The organism is Proteiniclasticum sp. (genome assembly GCF_032054185.1).
GTDB lineage: Bacteria > Bacillota > Clostridia > Clostridiales > Clostridiaceae > Proteiniclasticum.
On the sequence record NZ_DAMBTF010000008.1, the window covers coordinates 1 to 16536 of the forward strand.

15 protein-coding genes are annotated in these 16536 nt (G+C 43.8%); 1 reads left to right on the plus strand and 14 read right to left on the minus strand.

The annotated features are described in order from the left end of the window. Window positions 1–88 precede the first annotated feature (88 nt). From RTX25_RS05955 to RTX25_RS06000, 10 genes are all read right to left on the minus strand, one after another. Window positions 89–565: a VOC family protein gene (locus tag RTX25_RS05955; RefSeq protein ID WP_312651738.1), complete on the minus strand. Its 477-nt coding sequence runs from the start codon at window positions 563–565 to the stop codon at window positions 89–91. A 96-nt stretch (window positions 566–661) separates the two neighbouring features. Further along, window positions 662–1270 (minus strand): RNA 2',3'-cyclic phosphodiesterase, encoded by a 609-nt coding sequence (gene thpR, locus RTX25_RS05960; RefSeq protein ID WP_312651740.1) that lies wholly within the window; start codon window positions 1268–1270, stop codon window positions 662–664. Next, window positions 1257–1835 (minus strand): indolepyruvate oxidoreductase subunit beta, encoded by a 579-nt coding sequence (locus tag RTX25_RS05965; RefSeq protein ID WP_312651742.1) that lies wholly within the window; start codon window positions 1833–1835, stop codon window positions 1257–1259. The genes thpR and RTX25_RS05965 overlap by 14 nt, the downstream gene beginning before the upstream one ends. Next, a complete protein-coding gene (locus tag RTX25_RS05970) occupies window positions 1826–3631 on the minus strand; it encodes a thiamine pyrophosphate-dependent enzyme (RefSeq protein ID WP_312651744.1) in 1806 nt (601 codons plus the stop codon). The genes RTX25_RS05965 and RTX25_RS05970 overlap by 10 nt, the downstream gene beginning before the upstream one ends. A gap of 184 nt (window positions 3632–3815) precedes the next feature. Next, on the minus strand, window positions 3816–4460 hold the full coding sequence (locus RTX25_RS05975; protein WP_312651746.1) for a vWA domain-containing protein: 645 nt from the start codon (window positions 4458–4460) through the stop codon (window positions 3816–3818). Between the two features lie 80 nt (window positions 4461–4540). After that, window positions 4541–5539, minus strand: coding sequence for a macro domain-containing protein (locus tag RTX25_RS05980; protein ID WP_312651748.1), 999 nt, complete (start codon window positions 5537–5539; stop codon window positions 4541–4543). Between the two features lie 40 nt (window positions 5540–5579). Then, window positions 5580–6683: an A/G-specific adenine glycosylase gene (mutY, locus tag RTX25_RS05985; protein WP_312651750.1), complete on the minus strand. Its 1104-nt coding sequence runs from the start codon at window positions 6681–6683 to the stop codon at window positions 5580–5582. Window positions 6684–6885: 202 nt separating this feature from the next. Continuing rightward, entirely contained in the window at window positions 6886–8061 is a 1176-nt protein-coding gene (locus RTX25_RS05990) for an ABC transporter permease subunit (RefSeq protein WP_312651752.1), read from the minus strand. A gap of 24 nt (window positions 8062–8085) precedes the next feature. Further along, on the minus strand, window positions 8086–9621 hold the full coding sequence (locus tag RTX25_RS05995) for an ATP-binding cassette domain-containing protein (protein WP_312651754.1): 1536 nt from the start codon (window positions 9619–9621) through the stop codon (window positions 8086–8088). Between the two features lie 149 nt (window positions 9622–9770). After that, window positions 9771–10898, minus strand: coding sequence for a substrate-binding domain-containing protein (locus RTX25_RS06000; RefSeq protein WP_312651756.1), 1128 nt, complete (start codon window positions 10896–10898; stop codon window positions 9771–9773). Window positions 10899–11310: 412 nt separating this feature from the next. Between RTX25_RS06000 and RTX25_RS06005 the strand changes: the two genes are divergently transcribed. Then, the gene (locus RTX25_RS06005; RefSeq protein ID WP_312651758.1) at window positions 11311–12447 is read left to right on the plus strand and encodes a cation diffusion facilitator family transporter; all 1137 of its coding nucleotides are present in this window, start codon (window positions 11311–11313) and stop codon (window positions 12445–12447) included. Between the two features lie 363 nt (window positions 12448–12810). Here RTX25_RS06005 and RTX25_RS06010 read toward each other — a convergent pair whose 3' ends face one another. The 4 genes from RTX25_RS06010 to RTX25_RS06025 form a co-directional block, all read right to left on the minus strand. Continuing rightward, entirely contained in the window at window positions 12811–13041 is a 231-nt protein-coding gene (locus tag RTX25_RS06010; protein WP_312651760.1) for a hypothetical protein, read from the minus strand. A gap of 35 nt (window positions 13042–13076) precedes the next feature. After that, on the minus strand, window positions 13077–13982 hold the full coding sequence (locus RTX25_RS06015; RefSeq protein ID WP_312651761.1) for a radical SAM protein: 906 nt from the start codon (window positions 13980–13982) through the stop codon (window positions 13077–13079). 164 nt (window positions 13983–14146) lie between these two features. Continuing rightward, window positions 14147–15025 carry a hypothetical protein gene (locus RTX25_RS06020; protein WP_312651763.1) on the minus strand — a complete coding sequence of 293 codons (879 nt, stop codon included), beginning with the start codon at window positions 15023–15025 and terminating at the stop codon, window positions 14147–14149. A 28-nt stretch (window positions 15026–15053) separates the two neighbouring features. Next, the gene (locus RTX25_RS06025; protein ID WP_312651765.1) at window positions 15054–16367 is read right to left on the minus strand and encodes a PGN_0703 family putative restriction endonuclease; all 1314 of its coding nucleotides are present in this window, start codon (window positions 16365–16367) and stop codon (window positions 15054–15056) included. Window positions 16368–16536 lie beyond the last annotated feature (169 nt).

Sequence of the window (16536 nt, forward strand, 5' to 3'; positions counted from 1 at the left end):
AAAAAAGAAAAGCAGTCAAAGTTTTTCAACTCTAACTACTTTGTCTACAGTCTGAGAAGGCAGCCTCTGCTGCCTTCTCTCTTTCTGATCAGTATTCAGGACTGAAATCACCTATTGGAGAGGAATCATATTTCGATATAATTTCTCCTTCATCCGGATCCACATTGAACTGCCAGATGATCCCGAAATCATCGATGATGCTTCCATAGAGTGGGCTCCAGAAAGTTTCCTGAAGTTCCATATCTACAGTTCCTCTTTCCTTCATACGGTTGAAATACTCTGTAGCTTTTTCTCTGTCATCGCAGACCACCGTAAGACTCATGTTGTTGCCCAGCTGCAGATCTATCGGTGGATAAGCGTCCATCAGCATGATCGTGTCTCCTTCGATAAGAAGCTCAGTATACATGATAAGATTCATCGCTTCCTGTGGAAGGGGATGTTCAGGATCCTGCGCGCCTTCTCCATAGGTCATATAGACTGGAGGTTCTGTCTGGAAAACATGACTGTAAAACTCTGCAGCCTCTCTGCAGTCACCGGCATAATTGAGAAATATGTGTACACTCATCTAAATGTCTCCTTTCCGATATTCTGTTGATTAATTCTCTCATAGGATAATTAGATGTTCAAAGTACAGGCTGTATCTATTTTATGAATTAATCCATCAGATGGATCTGATGGTTGTCTGTGAAATGTCCTCATTTCTTCTGACCGCTAATGGTGCTTCATAGATATTGATATATTTCAGTTCATCCTCCACCCGGGTACTCTCAAACAGCACCATTTTATCGATAAGGATAGGCAGTCTCGGAAGTTTAAGTTTACTGCTTAGAAGCTCTACATCCTCATACCCTTCCAGAAGTTCCGCATTACGGATCATGGTGATGTGGGGCACATAGGGTGTCTCATCTTTCTTATAGAAAAGCTTCTCGAGCGCTTCATCAAGACGGTTCTGCATTTCGACAAGAGTATCTTTATCCTTTATCCCCATCCACAGCGTACTTCTGTTTCCTTTACTGAACGCTCCGATATCACCCATGTAGGAAAGAAAAAGATGAAATCTTCCTGCGACTTCCTTCATGGTCTCTTCGATGACCGGAATTCTGTTGTCTTTCGTCTCACCGAGAAACTTCAGGGTGATATGGTGATTGTCCTTCGGAGTGAGATCACCGTTAGAGGTATACATCTTGAGCCTTTTTCCGGTTTCCGACAGATTCTCTTTATGGATCTGATTGAGCTCGATTCCGATGAACAGCCTTTTACTGTCCGACATACTCTTTTCCCCTCCTGAAGGCGACCAGATTTTCTTCGACCGCTTTGGCCGGCACAAATCCCTTAAGCGCTTCATACCAGACTTCATCGCTGATATCCAGATACTTCGAAAGGAGTCCGATGAGGATTGTATTTGCCGCACGGATATTTCCTGATGCTTTGGCTTCCACCTGAGCATCGATCTCTATGACATTGAATCTTTCCTTCAGCGCTTCAATTTCTTCCTCCGGGTATTCTTCCTTTTCAAGGAGCACCGGTGTGGGATAAACCCTATTGGTGTTTAAGATGACTGTTCCCCCGTCTTTCAGGTTATGGCTCCATCTCAAAGCCTCCAGAGGCTCCATGCCTAGAATGATGTCCGCTTCACGAGGAAGTATGTTTGGACTATACACTTTTTCGCCCATCTTTATGCTTCCCCATACGGTTCCGCCTCTCTGGGAAAGACCGACGACATCATTGGTCTTGACATCCATTCCGGAGAGAAATGCCGCTTCCGATATGATTCGTGTGGCAAGGACAAGCCCCTGTCCACCTACTCCTGCTATGATGATGCTTCTCATATCCATTCCTTCTGGCCTCCTCTTTGTGACTGTTTGATGGCTCCGACCGGACATACCTGCGCACAGACACCGCAGCCTACGCACATGGACGGATCGATGGAAGATTTCAGTTTGTCGATGCCTGTATAGCTCTTCATTCTGATCGGTGGACAGTTTGTGTTGACACAGCTTCTGCATCCGATGCAGATTTTAGGATCGACGAAGTAATTGGGTTCCTTGATTTTGAATTTCAGCGCACATGGCCTTGTGGCGATGATGACGGAAATCCCTTTCTTCTTCACTTCCTGTTTCAGTGTATCTCTGAACAGGTTATAGTCGAACTGATCCACATACTGGACATTGTCGATACCCATGGTGTTCATGATGCTCTTGATGTCGATGTTCATGTCGTCATTCACATCGTATTTACCTGAAGAACCGTTACCCTGACCGCCGGTCATGGCTGTAGTACCGTTCTGCAGGACAATGAAGGTCATATTGTCGTTTTCTTCCGCCTGATGAAGTAGATTTGCAAATCCGGTCATGCCCGAATGGAAGAATGTTCCATCCCCGATAACAGAAACAAGAGGCTTGTCGTCTCCCCTCATGCGCATGACTTTATTCATACCCTTTGTGATGCCCACAGTCGCACCCATGCTGATCATGGTGTGTGACGCTTCAAACGCCGGCAGTACAGCCATTGAATAGCATCCGATATCACCCATGACTGTGACTTTCATCTTCTTCAGAATGTCGAACACAGGTCTATGTGGACATCCTGAGCAGAACATCGGTGGTCTTGACACCGTATTTCTGCGTTCAAGGAGATTCAGCTTCTGGTCACTTAAAAGGCCTGCTTTGAAAAGTCCTTCTTCGATCTGTTCCGCATTCTGCTCTCCGGTGAAGGAGAACCACTTCTTCCCCTCGCAGGCTATGCCCATGAGTTTAAGCTCATTCTCGATAAAAGGCATCATTTCTTCAATGACGATAATCTTATTATATTTCTCTGAAAGTTCCCGTATTTTTCTTTCGCTCAGCGGATAGACAAGCCCGGGTCTGTACACGCTGTAAGGAACCCTAAGCTCCTTCAGATTATGATAGGCAAGTCCTGTTGCAATAAGCAGGACCTCTGATCCCTCAACTTCCTCCAGCGTATTCATCGGAGCATCATAAGCGTACTCGGAAAGCGCTTCAATTCTGTCTTTCATGGCGAACTGCCTCGCATGGGTGATCGGAGGAAGCATCGTATATTTTGAATTATCCGGCGTGAAGCCCTTCGGCTCATGCTCGATTCTTTCTTCCTCAATTACGATTCCTCTTCCGTGACAGACTCTTGAGGTGATATCCAGAAGCATCGGTATTTCAAACTGTTCTGAAATCTCAAAAGCCATCTTTGTGTAATCCTTGGCTTCCTGACTGCTGCCCGGATATAGGATACCCATATTGGCAAATTTACCGATGATTCTGTTGTCCTGCTCATTCTGAGAACTGGCCATACCTGGATCATCTCCTGTGACAAGAACAAATCCTCCGTTCATCGGTGTCTGGGTAAAGGTCATAAGCGGATCCATAGCTACATTCACGCCCACGTGTTTCATGGACACCATGGACCTTGCACCATAGAATGAACTTCCTATGGCAACTTCCACCGCAACCTTTTCATTTACGGAGAATTCTGCATATATTCCATCATATTGTTTTACTGATTCCAGAAGTTCCACCGTAGGTGAACCCGGATAACTGGATGCGAGCAGCCCTCCCGCTTCATAAAACCCTCTTGCGACGGCTTCATTCCCTGAAAGGACTTTTCTTTCTATAGCCATAAAATATCTACCCCCAAGTATTATTTATCTCACCTCTTAATCTTACCATCTAATTACGAAATATTGAATTAATTTACCGTAAACAACTTGGATAATTTTCTTCTGTAAATCGCTTGTATGCTCAATCATAAAAAAGAGAGGATTTCTCCTCTCCAAGTCCATAATTTCTCACGCTTCTGATCAATTATTTTCGCTTTTTTCTGTTTTTGTAGTCTTTTTCAATTTCGGCTTTCCAGTCATCTGGAATGACATTTGAGCATCTAAGATTCTCTACAGCATAGTTTATGCTCTTGAAGTTCATTCTTGTGCCTTCCTCATCTGCGTGATAGGTAACGGCGCGGTCTCTTGAGATACCGAAATCACTGGCCACTTCAGCAGCATCCATATTGGCACCCAGAAAGATGAACTCGAAGCCGCAGGTTTTCCTGAGTCGGTCGATCATGGATCTGATGGCAAAGGCACTGTACTCTCTGCTTGCATTCTCCATGCCGTCTGTTGTGACGACTACGATGACATGGCCGCTTTTCCCTTTTTCTCTGTACTTGTTTTCGATATGATGCAGAGTAATACCGATGGCATCATAAAGAGCGGTCGTTCCACCGATCTGGTAGTCCTTTGCGGTCAGGGGCGAAACCATACGGATGTCTTTTCTGTCGTGAAGCAGCGTGTAGGTGTCATCAAAGAGCACTGTCGTAACAAGTACTTCACCGGGAAGTTTCTTCTGAGCGCTCAGCATGGAGTTGTAGCCGCCGATTGTATCACTTTCAAGGCCGCTCATGGACCCGCTCCGATCAAGAATCATGACAAGATCTGTTCTTTTTTCTCTCATTTTCTTATCCTCCTTGTTTAATCTGTCTTAAGGATAACAAAACGGGAGTGGGAAATGGTCGCCTGTCGGGCGACAATGGATCAGGCGAGGGTCTTTTCGCATAAATCAAAGAGTGCCGAGTTGATTTCATGAATATCATACCTGTTCACTTTAATATGGTATTCAACGATGAGATCGAACTTACTTGCATGGGATAAGGTGAAACCAGCCCTTGCAAGAAGATCAAGCGTTTCATCAAGGTTCAGCTCCAGCGCTATGGCAAAAGCGATCGCAGTCGGTTTGCTTGGCTTGTAGTTTATGTCGCTTCTGATTTTGGAGAACAGTTTTCGGTCGATGTTGGCTTTTTTATAGACTTCAACCTCATCCAGCCCCTTCTCATCTATATGCCTGAAGAGGGTTTTCGTAAAAGGTTCATCCAGTTTGGCAAGGATGTCTTCAAGCGATGAATGCTTCATATACTGGGGACTTTCGTCTACACTTAGGACCGGAATTTCCAGTCTCTCGAGATTCATAAGGTTATCCGATAACTTTCTTCCTCTCCTGTTTTCTTCCTGATGGTACTTCCTGATATATTCCTTTAGAGCACTTCGCTTCTCTTCGCTGATCTTAAAGTAATTATGATCGTAGATGACAAGATAGACCGTGAGATCCTCATCCTGTAAAAAACCGGTGATGGCTTCAACCGCCACTTTCTGCGCCTCATCCTTAGGATATCCGTAGACGCCAGATGAGATCAGAGGAAATGCTATGGACTCCAGATCCTCTTCTCTGGCCAGCTTCAGTGCGCTTACATAAGCGCTCCGAAGCAGTTCTTCCTCATGGTTTCCTCCACCCTGCCAGATGGGACCGACAGCATGGATGATCTTGCGCGCTTTGAGCTGATAGCCATCTGTGATGACTGCCTGTCCAACAGGGCACTGCATGATTTCATCACACTCTTTCTGAAGCTCTCTGGGTCCTGCGGCTAGAAATATTGCACCACAGACGCCTCCACCCATACTGAGCGAGGTGTTTGCCGCATTGACGACGGCATCCACATCCATTACAGTAATGTCTCCTCTGACGATATGAAATGGCATTTCAATCTCTCCTTCACTAAATGATGATGAACTTCAGCTCTTACAGAAACGACTGCTGAGTGGCTTCGCCAAGCTCGGTGAAGTAGTCCCTGAAGGCTGTAGCAAGGGTGTAGTTTATCGAAATGTTCTCGAGAGTTTCAAAGATGAAGTCTCCCTGTTCCCTCCTGATTCTGATATGGTACCCTTTAAGTCTCCACTCGATGTGGGTAAACAGAAACTTTCTGTCTTCAAGCCCTTCAATTGAGATCACTTCCATGCCCATATCTTCTATAAGCGCCTCCACCTCTTCTTTGGAATAGAATCCCTCTTCATGGGGAATTTCGTAAAGCCCGGCAAGAAGCTTCCCCTCTTCACGTTTTCTGATGGCGTATCTGCCGTCCGCGTCCATAAGAAGAACAGTTCTTTCTTCAATTTTTCTCTCCTTGTTTCTGCGCCTTAACGGGATTTCGTCCTGAAGATTTTCCTCATAAGCTCTGCAATGGCTTCTCACCGGACATAATCCGCATTTCGGACTGCCTTTAGGCATGCATATCAGCGCTCCAAGCTCGATGAGCCCCTGATTGAAGTCTCCCGTATCCTTGTCCGGCAGAAGATTTTCCGCGGTCTCCTTAAGCCTTGTCATGACGATGCGGTCTCTGATGTCTCCTCTTTCTCCTGTAAGTCTGGCCATAACCCGATACACATTCCCGTCTACAGCAGAAACCTTCTCTCCGAATGCTTCTGAGGCGATTGCGCCTGCTGTATAGGCTCCGATTCCTTTAAGCTTCACCAGCTCATCATAGGTTCCTGGAAGCCTTCCACCATGATTCTCCATAAGGTCTATGGCTGTGAAGCGAAGATTTCTAACCCTCTGATAATATCCAAGACCTTCCCAGTATTTCAGGAGCTCATCCATATCGGATTCCGCAAGAGACCGGATATCCGGATATTTTTCAATGAATCGGTGAAAATAAGGAATCACCGTATCCACACGGGTCTGCTGAAGCATGATTTCCGAAATCCAGATATAGTATGGCAGAGGCTCCTCTCTCCAAGGCATGGTTCTTCTGTGTTCATGATACCAGGAAAGTATCTCTTCCTGAAAGTCCCGTTTACGTTCATAGTCTTCATCAATCTTTTTATAGATGCTGTCAATCTTCTTCATCTGTACTCCTGCTCACTCTAATCAGTATGTTCTAAATCTTAATCCATCACATTTATGTTTCTTCTCTTCATCATACCTCATCACGAAAATTAACTAAAGACCATTTCTTTTAATCAGCCGGTAAACAAAAAGTGACCCAAGATCAGCCAGCTTGTGGATGTCCGGGTCACGATTTCAGAATCGCTTCTTTAATTTTTTGCTGCTACTTCTTCTTTCTTGTCTGTACGTCGAAGATGACTGCAAGGATAAGGATCGCGCCTCTGATCATATACTGATAGGATGCACCTACATTAAGAAGATTCATACCACTTGTAAGGGATGCCATAACCAGAGCTCCGATAATGGATCCGGTTATTTTACCTACTCCTCCTGCAGCGGAAACGCCACCAACATAGGCTGAAGCGATGGCATCAAGTTCAAAGCCAGTACCCGCAGTTACCGTCGCGGACTGAAGTCTTGCTGTGAAGAGAATGCCTGAAAGCGCTGCGAGCATACTCATGGATGCAAACACAAACATGGTGACTTTCTTGACATCGATACCGCTTAATGTAGCTGCTTCATCATTACCGCCCACGGCGTAGATGTGCCTTCCAAGTACTGTCTTTGTGGTCAGGAAGTGGTAGATTGCCACAACAATCAGCACAATGACGACAGTCCATGATAAACCGTTGTAGTCAGAAAGAATCCATGTCACATATCCGATCAGAAATGATATGAAAACCATCTTCAGATAGAATATCTTGATGGGTGTGACTTCAAAGTTATACTTCAGCTTGTTCTTTCTGTTTTTGAACTGAGACCATACATAGAACACGATAAACAGTGCTCCAAGAACAATGGTCAGGGTATGATAGCCCGGAATGAGTTTAAAGGGATCCGGAATATAACCTGTACCGATGTTATTGAATGTCTTATTTGGAATGATGATGGTTCCTGTTTTTGCGGTGACCTGAAGCAGAGCTCCTCTGAAAATCAGCATGCCTGCAAGCGATACAACGAAGGCCGGGATATGCAGTTTTGCAACGAGGGCACCGTTGAAAAGTCCGATCGCAATACCGATCACAAGAATGATCGGAAGCACTGCAGCCACGGGAAGCTTGTAGGTAGTCAGTAGCATAGCTGCAACTGCACCCATGAAGCCTGCCACATAACCTACTGAAAGGTCAATGTGCTTGATGATCAGAACAAGTGTCATACCTACAGCAAGAACTGCGATATAACCCATTGAGTTGATCAGGTTGCTGATGTTTCTTGGCGACATGAAAACGCCGTCGCTTAAAATCGAGAAAACGAGCATAATTGCAAAGAGAGCAATGAACATTCCATATTCTCTGATGTTCTTTCTCAGCATAGTTTTGAGATCATTAAAAAGTTCCATATGATTAATCCTCCTTCACTTCTCCTAGATTGTAGCAAGTTCCATGACTTTGTCCTGAGTCGCTTCTTCAGCGGTGAGTTCACCCGTGATTCTACCTTGAGCCACCACGTAGATACGATCGCTCATCCCGAGTACTTCCGGAAGCTCCGAGGAAATCATAATAATGCTCATCCCCTGGTTGATCAGACTGTTGATGATGGTGTAGATCTCGAACTTGGCACCGACATCGATTCCTCTTGTCGGTTCATCAAGAATCAGCACCTGTGGTGTGGTGTTGAGCCATTTTCCGATGGATACCTTCTGCTGGTTTCCACCGGAGAGATTTCTGATGAGCTGCTCAACGGAAGGAGTTTTGATATTCAGGGATTTTCTGTAATGCTCCCCGATATTGATCTCTTCATTTTCATTGACGATACCATTACTGGCTATACCTTTCAGGTTTGCTAAAGTGATGTTGTTTTTGATGTCCTGCAGAAGGATCAGCCCTTCGGCTTTTCGGTCTTCTGTGACATAGGCGATTCCGGCTTTGATGGCATCCTTCGGGTGCTTGAAGTCCATCTTATTTCCGTTAAGATAGATGTCTCCATCCATTCTGTATCCCTTGGGATTTCCGAAAATACTCCTTGCAAGCTCTGTTCTTCCAGCTCCGATGAGTCCGGCGATGCCTACGACTTCACCTTTTTTAGCATGAATGCTGACATCTTTCAGAATCTTCTTCCCTGAGACAGGATCTACTGCATTCAGGTTCTTCACTTCAAGGAGCACTTCTCCGATATTTTTCTCCAATCTCTTTGGGAAGATATCATCGATGGCACGACCGACCATGTTCCTGATGAGAACCGGTTCGGATATCTCACCCATTTCCTTGGAAAGTGAACAGACTGTTTTACCGTCTCTAAGCACCGTAACAGTATCTGCAATCTCGATGACTTCCTTAAGCTTATGGGAGATCATGATGGAGGTTACGCCCTCCTCCTTGAGTTCCTTCAGAAGTTTAAGAAGGTTAGCTGAGTCATCATCATTCAATGCTGCCGTTGGTTCATCCAGAATGATCAGATTGACATTCTTGCTGAATGCTTTTGCAATTTCCACGAGCTGCTGTTTACCCACACCGAGATCCCTGATCTTGGTTTCAGGATTGACGTTGAGTCTTACACGTCTCAGCATTTCCTGTGACTTCTGTATGGTTTCATTCCAGTCGATGGTTCTGCCTTTTTTGATTTCATGGCCGAGATAGATGTTCTCATAAACAGTCAGTTCCGGAATGAGAGCCAGTTCCTGGTATATGATAGCAATTCCCGCTTTTTCACTGTCATGAATGCCCTGGAATTTCTGAATTTCCCCATTTAGAATGATATCTCCATCATAAGAGCCATGTGGCCATACTCCTGAGAGAACTTTCATCAGAGTCGATTTTCCGGCTCCGTTTTCTCCCACAAGACAATGAATTTCACCTCTTTTTACTTTGAAGTTCACATCGTCCAGCGCTCTAACCCCTGGAAAGACCTTTGTGATGTTTTTCATTTCCAGGATATAGTCGGTCTTAAGGGCTTTTTCCATAATTTCCCTCTCCTCTTAACGCATGATTGATCAGCTTTAAGAACTGCAAGCTGATGAAATCATCATCATATTTTCACCCATATCATAAATAGTGAAAGCCATGAAGGCTTTCACTATAATGATCATCTAAATATTATCTCAAACGAGATTTATTCCAGACCTGTAAATTCGGAAGCTTCATAGTAACCTGAGTCAATAAGAGCTGCCTTTACATTTTCCTGATCTACAGTAATAACTTCTGTCTGCTTAGCTGGAACTTCTTTAGACTTGTTGTCATAAGCGCCAGTAGTTTTTGGTGTTTCATCCTTAAGTACGGATACCGCCATATCTATGGAGTCCTTAACAAGTGTTCTGACATCCTTAAATACTGTCATTGACTGTTTTCCATCGATGATATACTGTACGGAAGCCATTTCAGCGTCCTGTCCAGTAACAACAAAGCTTGTCACGTCAGAGTCTGTACCGAATGTATCTGCTATGGATCTTGCTGTTCCGTCATTTGGAGCAAGGATAAATACATCACCCTTATCTTCAGCGGAAGCAGATGTCAGATGGGATTCTGCCTTGTTCTTCGCTTCATTGAAATCCCAGTTTGTTGTAATCTGACCGATGATCTTGGACATTTCGTCTCTTGTCAGTTCTGCTTTATCCTGTAGTGTAACAGCTTCTGGTGAGTTCTTGATTTCAAATGTGCCGTCTGCGATCTTAGGCTGAAGAACGCTCCATGCACCTTCAAAGAACAGGAATGCATTGTTGTCTGATGCTGCACCAGCATACAGATATAATGGGTTTCCTTCGCCAGTTGCTTTGTCTATGAGATACTGTCCCTGAGCTGCGCCGACAGCAATGGAGTCGAATGTTACATAGTAATCGACAGCTTCTGTTCCAGTGATCAGTCTGTCATAGGAAATAACCTTAACGCCTTCAGCTGCTGCCGCTTCTGCTGCTGCCGCTGCTGCATCGCCGTCCTGTGGACAGATGATGAGGACTTTAATGCCCTTTGTTAAAAGTGATTCCACATTTTCTTTTTCTTTTGCGGAAGATCCCTGGCTGAATAGAATTTCTACAGAGTAGTCTGTGTCTTCAAGAGCTTCCTTGAATCTGGTTTCATCCTGAACCCAGCGAGGTTCGTCTTTTGTGGGAAGAACAATACCAATGTCCACACTTCCGCCATTTCCCTCTTCTCCGTCATCAGTTCCTGTTGAACAACCGATGGATAGAAGCATCATTCCTGAAAGTAGTGCTGACAAGATGACAAGTTTACGGTTTTTTTTCATTCTTTTTTCCCCTCTCTTTTTTTTTGCAGATAAATCGACAGAATAAAACAGCCTCGGTAATACTTTGAAAATTCAGCCAATTTTCAAAGCGTCTCATCTGCAGGATTATTCTGTTTCAACTCATCTGCAATAATTTAAACAAACCTTAATATGTTTGCTTCGACTTAATTTTAACCAATACTGCAATCGTTGTCAATCCTGTTCGTACAGGTTTAATACATTCAGAAATATAAAGCATTATTGATATCCTAAAACGATAAATTATTCATTATTTAGATACATATTTTTCACTATTAATGATTTCCAATAAAGTTAAGCCATGATACGATTACACTATGGCGACATCAGGATGATCCGCTCATTATGCCTGAATAAACCTGTATTCGATTACATAAATAAAGGAGTGCTCTCCATGAGAATATACAGACTGCAAGGTGTCCACTGCAGAGACTGCGGTGAAAGACTTGAATCTAAGCTTTCTAACCTGAAACATGGTCAGGATGTCCACATCGATTATGATACCAGTGAACTGACGCTATCAGAAGAAATGGATGAGGATCAGGTCAGTATGATTCTGGCACAGGAAAAGATTATTGCATTCCCTAAGAAATCAGCTTCTGATGTCAGTGAAGATAAGCATTCTGGAATAAAGAGTCACAACGCCCATACTGATTTTTCTGATCCTGAGCAGTCCATAAAAAATATCAGAATCGTCTTTTTCCTCAATCTTTTCTTTTCCATTTTTGAAGTGGTCTTTGGTCTTCTTTTCAACAGTGTGGCTATACTTTCCGACGCCATCCATGATTTCGGTGATTCGGTTTCCGTTGGACTCTCCTGGTTTTTCCAGAAGTATGCCCAGAAGGAACCGAGCAACCGTTTCAGCTTCGGTCACCAGAGATTTTCTCTGATGGGCGCCCTGATCACCGCTACCGTTCTCCTTCTGGGGTCGCTTCTGCTTCTCACAAGAAGCGTTCCAAGACTCTTTCACCCTGAAAAGGTCAACGCTGAAGGAATGCTTTTTCTTTCAGTCATCGCCATTGTCCTTAACGGATATGCCGCATGGCTGCTCAGTAAAGGGTCAAGCAAGAATGAGAAGGTTCTGAATGTCCATATGCTGGAAGATCTTCTTGGATGGGCTGGGGTACTCATTGTAAGCATCATACTTCGTTTTACCGACTGGTATATTCTGGATCCGATCTTATCCATCATGATTTCCATATTCATTTTTGTAAAGACTCTTCCCCTCTTCGTTTCCACCATGCATATTTTTCTCGAAGGTGTGCCTGCCCATGTAGACCTTAACAGACTGGAGAAAGACATTCTGAAAATCGAACACGTTCATGCTGTTTCCCATCTGCATATCTGGTCCATAGACGGCGAGGAAAATGCCATGAATGTTACGATCTTTGTCTCTACAAACGATCAGGGTGAGATTGAAAAAATAAAGAATAAAATCCGGTTCATGACCTGGGAACTGAGAGTGAGTCACTCGACAATTGAAATCGTCAGCGATATGAAAAAGCTCATTACACAGGACAGTCAAAACTGAGTTATCATAGCAAGGCATCTACCCGTATATAAATCCTTAACCCGAAAAAGGAGAAGAACACCCTCGAATGTTCTTCTCCTTTTGATTGAAATGATGAAGTTTTCCATGCTCTTCACATTTACATTACCTGATCTCGCCGCTTTCCTTTTCGGACCGGCTCCTGCCTTCTTCTGACAGAATCATCTTCTCGTTTCTTTTGAAGTTTCTGATGTTCTTTACGAGCCTAAATCTGAGCGCGGACCAGTCGTCATCGATGGAAATCTGGCTGACCGGTTCGAAGCCATACTCACCGAAAACCGTCCAGCCCTTATCCCTTGTGATATCTGATTTCAGATTTCTGGATGACTTCTTTGGATAAGCTGCTCAGACTAACGGATCCTCCGTCACATTCTCCAGAATACCCGGTGCCAGTTTCTCTATCTCATCAATGCTGGTGAAGAACACCAGAAGAAAATCCGCATGATCTTCACCCAGTCCCTCTCTTATCGAGAGGACTTCTCTCATTTCTGAAAGATACCCTGAGAAAGAGTCGGGCGCATTGATTAAGATCATTTCCTGATGTTCTTTTCTTTTCATCTTTTTCAGAAGTTCCATTTTCACTCCTCCCCACTTCTATTTAACTCTTTATTCTAAACACCTTCACCGTTAAAAGAAGGAATAAAGCTCTCATCCTGTGTCTCGTCTTCCTGTATATAGGCATTTCTGATACCGATCAGTCTGGCAAACATAATGAGTTCATCGTATTCCTCCATGGTCACTTTACGATTAAGTTCGGAATACTTTTCAAGCTTTATAACCGGCGTGTACTGATTCATGATGCTGATGAAGATTTCTCTTCCATAAGTGTCACAAAGATAAGTCAGGATATCTTTGGAGTCATGAAGAAGTCCGGGAAGACTGAGATGCCTGACTATTGTGCCCTTTAGAATCATACCCTTTGAATCAAACACAGGATGCCCGGTCTGCCTGACCATCTCCTGTAATGAAGCTTTGGCATGAACTTCATAATCAGAGCAGTTTGAATACTTTTTCGCAGCATCAGAATCAAGATACTTGAAATCCGGAAGATAGACATCAACAAGTCCTTCCAGGCTTTTTATGGTCTCCACCTTTTCGTATCCGCTGCTGTTATACACCACAGGCAGATTCATTCCCTTATTCTTTGCTCTTCGGAGGGCATCTATGATTTGAGGCACATAGTGGCTTGGGGTGACCAGATTGATGTTTTCCGCACCCTTTTCCTTCAGTTCCAGGAAGATTTCAGAAAGTCTTTCTACCGTTATGCTCTTCCCGACCTGTCCCTTTGCAATCTCATGGTTCTGACAGAACACGCACCCCATATTGCATCCTGAAAAAAATACGGTTCCTGACCCCTTATCCCCTGATATGCAGGGTTCTTCCCACATATGAAGAGCTGCCCTTGCAACAAGAAGCTCGCTTCCTGCTCTGCAGTACCCCATCTGTCCTTTATTTCTATTGACTCCGCAGTCCCTCGGACAGACGGTGCAGAAGTCCATTTCCTTAAAATATTCCATACTTATAACTGTCTCCTTAAGTTTCATCTACAGTGATTATTATACTACAGCAAACGGGAAATTATGGAAACAGCAGATGAGAAAAGGACCGGTTAAGGTCCTTGATATCCTGTGATCTTTGAAATCTGAAGATTTATCAGTTACTGATCTTTACTCATCTTTCATCATTTCAGTCTGCCAAAAGCTTTCAGAAGGAGCAGATTTTTCAGAGTAAGGTCTGCTCTCCACCAGTTTCTTGAAATATGGAATTCTTCCTCAAAATCGGACCAGGTCCAGTTGATTTCCCAGTATCCGCTGGGATGAAGGGTCTTTTCCAGAAGATCCAGCTCAACTTCAAGCAGCTTTTTCTGTGTTTTCATGAGCGGATGATCCGGGTCCTTAATGAAGGCGGAAGGTCTGCAGGTATAGTCTTTCCAGTTTTCCGGATTCTTTTCAATTTCTTCATCTTCCAGCTCATTCAGCCTTTCTTCATCCAGATAGGGTCTTATGGCTTCCAGACAGATTAGATCATGCATGCTGGGTTCATGAGTCTCGAAAAATTCCGTTTTCATCTTTTCCATCTCGTTCAGTGCCATCATATAAAGGTCAGAATCATAGTCTCCAAAGTCCAGAATAAAGCGAAGCAGTGACGCCGTAGGATTGAACTTTGTGACTGTACCCGCATCTTCTGCACTCCACCATGGTGCATGTGGATAGTGATTGTTCTCGGGAATGGAAAAAAGCCATTTATCCTCATTTTTGCCGTGACCGGATTCCAGATATCTAAGCATATCCTTAATCATGGGATGCTTCCTGTCCTGATGAGCCACTTCTCTCAGGATTTCGGCTGCAGTGTTTGTGGTGATCGGTGTTGATCCTGGATTCCATGAATCCGGTTCCAGAGCATGACCGAATCCTCCGTCTTCATTCTGATAAAATGAGAGTGCATCGATGACACGATCCTTGGAACCCTCTTCAAAATGATATGCCCATCTGGCAAGATCAATGGGTCGTGCATTTCGGTGCATCCAGCTTCTTACGGACTTGAAGTCATTATTCTCCACTTTATTCACTTCCTTTATGCAGTGGGCATCAGTATCTGAAATACTTGTCTTTGAACCAGGAGTCATAGAAAACAGCAACATTGTTGTCCTTAACTTTTTCAATGGTAAGCCCCAGGAGTTCTTCCCATGCTATGGGAACAAAATTTCCAGAGTATTCTGGTTCGAGTATCTCATCCTTGAATTTCAGAGATTTTTCCCTGATCTCCCAGTTTTCTCGTGGATAAATCACAATGAGGTGACTGTTTTTATCCAGATGAGCAATGCTCCTCATAAATCTGTAGTTGTCCATAAAAAACGCTTCCGTTCTGTATTCTTCTTTAAGAAGATCAGAGCCTTTAAGCATGGGTTCATAGACCTCTCTGTAGCGCTCTGCATACCCTTCATCCACAGCTCTTCCATAGCATCCGTTGGTATAATTCGTCTTGATGTACACTTCCTTACCAGATTTCAGCTTCAGATAGAGATCAAAGCAGGTCCTTCGCCCTTCGGTATTCTCTTTTTCCGATTTTTTATCGAAAACGATATGTTTTTCATCGTAGATGATTTCATCATCGATACCTGCGAGACCTAGAAATACATCCAGCTCCTGATGCTTGATCAGAGGATAGAAGAAATTCACTGCCATGACCTGGGATGAATTGAGATGATGGGAAAATCTGTTCCAGTTGATGGTGGAAAGAAATTTGGAACTGATCAGTTTTTCAGAAACTTCCGGTGAGAAATTCATCTCATAATATTTCTCAGGCAGAATATGATCATACTTTCTGCCTTTATACTCCACACTTTCACTTAGTCTCAGAAACTTCTCCTTGTAGCTTTTCAGATGATTCATCACCTTGGTCCTGAAGTCTCTGCAGTCAAGAAATACACTTTCATATGCCCAGGTGAGACTGATGGATGCCATTTCCGGTCCTGGAAAGTTATCCTGAGCAAGGAAGATAAATGAGCTGTCCTTATGGAATTCCAGTTCCAGATTGCCCGGATCAGCCATATTCATGATTGCTCTGATCACAGCCGCTTCTTCAAGTTTATCCAGATTTCTCAGCTGACTCAGATTTTTCACCGCAACAAGGAGAGACTCATCCTTTCTCTTGTCCACTTCCCTGATCATTTCTGGCGTCAGTGTTTTACCATCAAGGAGCAGAAAAGCTCTATCCATCCTGCTGCTGATCTCTTCAAGCTCTTCCAGAATCTGCTTTTCATCTTCAGATACACGGATTACGAGAATCTTCTTGTTTCCCAGATAAGTGGTCACGAAGTGCTCGAGCATCATCTTCTCCTTAAGCATTTTGGTATGGTCGTCCATTACACTTTTTTCACTTAACATCAGTACTTTCTCCATCGGATCCGATCCCCCTGTTCATCGTATCAAGTAAACCATTACAACTTAAATCCATTTTATCGCAATTTACGGAAAAAAAGTCAAAAGTCTGATAAATTTTTAGAAAATACACTAAATATAAGGATGTATCTTTCATCCATTAGAAAAGGAGAGGATTTCTCCTCTCCCT